Source organism: Mesotoga sp. UBA5557 (genome assembly GCF_002425715.1).
GTDB lineage: Bacteria > Thermotogota > Thermotogae > Petrotogales > Kosmotogaceae > Mesotoga.
The window spans coordinates 1-2,812 of sequence record NZ_DIMV01000012.1 but is presented as its reverse complement, the minus strand read 5'-3'; the positions used below and the strand labels follow the sequence as shown (position 1 = coordinate 2,812).

Below are 2,812 nucleotides of genomic sequence, written 5' to 3'. Positions count from 1 at the left end.
CGTCGGCCTGACAATTTTCTGGAAAGGGTATGCCATGCTCTGGCAATATGACCTTGACCAAGAACAAAGAACAGATCCTCGCTTTGGAACGAAGAACAGATCTTTCCTCTTGAACGGTCAACGGCAAACCATGTTTTAAAGCGTACAGCCGAACTTCTGGCTTACAGCGGTTCTTCAGAGGTCGAGTTAGGTTCCTGGTCTTTGAAGATCAAACGTGAGAAGTAAGTGAGAGCATCGTGAATTATTTCCTGAGACAACTTCTGGTGTTATACTGAAATTAAGTCATTGAAGGAAGGTGACAGGAGATGTATGAGAACCTTCATATAAGCAATTTCAGGGGGATTCATGAACTCAAGATTGATGGCCTATCCCGGATTAATCTCTTTGTTGGATCGAACAATTCCGGGAAGACGAGCGTTCTCGAGGCAATGTTTCTCCTTTCAGGCGCAGGAAATCCTAGACTTCCGACATCGATCAACTCTTTCAGGTCGTTGAAATTCGTATCTGACAATGTCTGGCGATCGTTCTTCAACAGAATGAATATCACTTCGCCCATAGTAATGGAGGGACTTAAAGACGGAGCCGCTAATAGACTCAGTATTTCTCCGATTACCGATGCAAGTGATCTCGGGGAAGTGGACTCTCATTCTCCGAAAGACTCGGATTCTTCATCTCAAGCTGGAAGCAAATCATCAAGCGAATCCTCGGTATTGGGGCTTGATCTGGTGTATGAGGAGACTGATTTGCAAGTCACACGACATACAAGGTCTCAGGTATTTCAGGAAAAACGTGATGTACGAACAAGGGTTTTGGAGGGCAAATTGGAGCCCAAGAGGGCGTTGTTCACTAATGATCTCACTATTACTTATTCAGAGATTGCCCTGAGACTGGAAAGAATGCTTGTGGATAAGAAAGACAAGTTGTTGGTCGATGTAGCAAGGAAACTGGACGGTTCAGTTAGTGGATTCGTACTGGGGGCCAACGGAACTATATTTGTGGATATAGGACTGAGCAAGATGCTACCGGTTCAGCTGTTAGGAAACGGTATGGTGAAACTACTTGTTGTTAATCTGAATGCTTATGAAGCTCGTAATGGAATCCTATTGATAGATGAGATCGATAATGGGCTTCACCATTCTTCCCTCGATCTCCTCTGGAAGAGCCTAATTAGGTCAGCTATTAACTACGATGTGCAAGTTGCGGCTACCACTCACTCGTATGAATGTATCAAAGCGCTGGTAGATTCTACTGAGGGAGAATCAATGGAAGACATGATTAGAGTCTTTAGAACAGAGACGACAGACGATAAGGTAAAAGTCACGGTGTTTGATAGAGATGCCCTCACTCGTTTCATGGAGAGAGAGTGGGAGGTAAGATAGTGTTTAAGAAACCCGATAGTGTCGTCAGCGACTCACTTTTGATAGTAGAAGGAAAGGACGAGGTGTCTTTTCTTGATGCTTACATTTTCAGACATAAGGGCTTGGAGAAATCCAAGGTACAGATTATCGATGCGGGTGGAAAGTATAGTTTCAGGCAAGACCTGGCGGATCTAAAGGATCTACCAGGCTTCGATTCTGTCAGAAGGATCGCGATTATTAGAGATGCCGACCTTAGCGCCGAAAAAGCCTTTCAGAGCGTTTCGCATGTTTTGCGGAGCGAATCATTACCGGTGCCCGATAGACCAGGCCACTTCGCTACAGATGAATCTGGTATGGTAACAGTAGGGGTATTTGTTACTCCGGATAATAAACGTTCAGGTTGTCTCGAGTCTCTCTTGGTCGACGTTATTAAATCTCGTAACTTACGCGGCTGCGTAGATCAGTTCTTCAAGTGCGCTGACAGATCATTTAGACCTAAACAGTATATGCTAGCCCTTCTATCTTTGATGCAGGAGTACTGCAACTCGATTGGCTTGGCTGCTCAGAAAAGCTACTTTGATTTCAGCATTTTCGATAGATGCGAGATGGGAACGTTCATAGATGCATTTCTCCAGATATAGTTCTTTTTCGTAAGCACAGGGATGACCAATGCCGGCAAAGGATCATGCCGGGACGCAAGGCTGCCTTCGGCAGGAGGCGAGGCCGACTTCGTCGGGAAGTGATACTCGCTGGCGCGAGGAAGTGATGCGCCGAAGAACATCGGCGGAAGTGATGCTGCTGCGCAGGAGGGAAATAAATGCCAGTCACCTTCGATGGCCAGTCTGCTGACGCAGGCCATTTCCGGCTGCGCCGGCTAAACAAAAAAACGAGAAAGAGCTTTGTGGAGAGGTTCGCTGCGCTCACGAGAGAAGAGAGAGAGAAGAAACCAGTCATACTCTCCTTCGCACTACACACCGTAAAGCGGGTTCGCCGCTCTTAAGCGTCCAGCGGAACTTCTGGCGTCCAGCGGGTTCACCGTTCTTAAGCGCACAGCGGTTGCTAAGTGCGAGATCCCGCACAGAACCACTGCGGGATGACTGTCCATGACCATAGGAGCTGGTCAGTTCCTAGCTTCGCGCTTCCTGCTGCTGCGCTTTCAAGATCAGATCCCGTGCAAGTTCATCACGAGATGACCAAAGAGGCGCTTATCAGGGCAGGCTCATTGGGGAACGATACTCTTTCTTCAGGTCATCCTGGCATGCTTCAGGCCAGGATCTCGGTCTTTGAAACAGTTGCAAGTGACAAGATGCAAGTTGAAAGTGACAAGATGCAGGTTGAATAAGAAACAGTTATCCGTTATAGGGTCACCGTTCTCCGAGAAGAGCAGTTGCAAGTTCCAAGGTGCATGTTATAAAAGCAAAAGCTAAAAAACAACTGTTCTTCCAGTACGCGAA

The 2,812-nt window shown here is 46.9% G+C and carries 3 protein-coding genes; all 3 read left to right on the top strand.

Translation table 11 applies throughout. From position 1 onward, the window contains the following. Nucleotides 1–305: 305 nt before the first annotated feature. The 3 genes from B3157_RS00875 (at nt 306) to B3157_RS00865 (ending at nt 2,700) form a co-directional block, all read left to right on the top strand. Nucleotides 306–1,379, top strand: coding sequence for an AAA family ATPase (locus B3157_RS00875; RefSeq protein ID WP_292588111.1), 1,074 nt, complete (start codon nt 306–308; stop codon nt 1,377–1,379). Then, a complete protein-coding gene (locus tag B3157_RS00870) occupies nt 1,379–1,999 on the top strand; it encodes a DUF3226 domain-containing protein (protein WP_099829267.1) in 621 nt (206 codons plus the stop codon). The genes B3157_RS00875 and B3157_RS00870 overlap by 1 nt, the downstream gene beginning before the upstream one ends. Nucleotides 2,000–2,421: 422 nt before the next feature. After that, complete coding sequence (locus tag B3157_RS00865) at nt 2,422–2,700, top strand: hypothetical protein (protein ID WP_214060933.1); 279 nt, start codon at nt 2,422–2,424, stop codon at nt 2,698–2,700. The last annotated feature ends 112 nt before the right edge of the window (nt 2,701–2,812 follow it).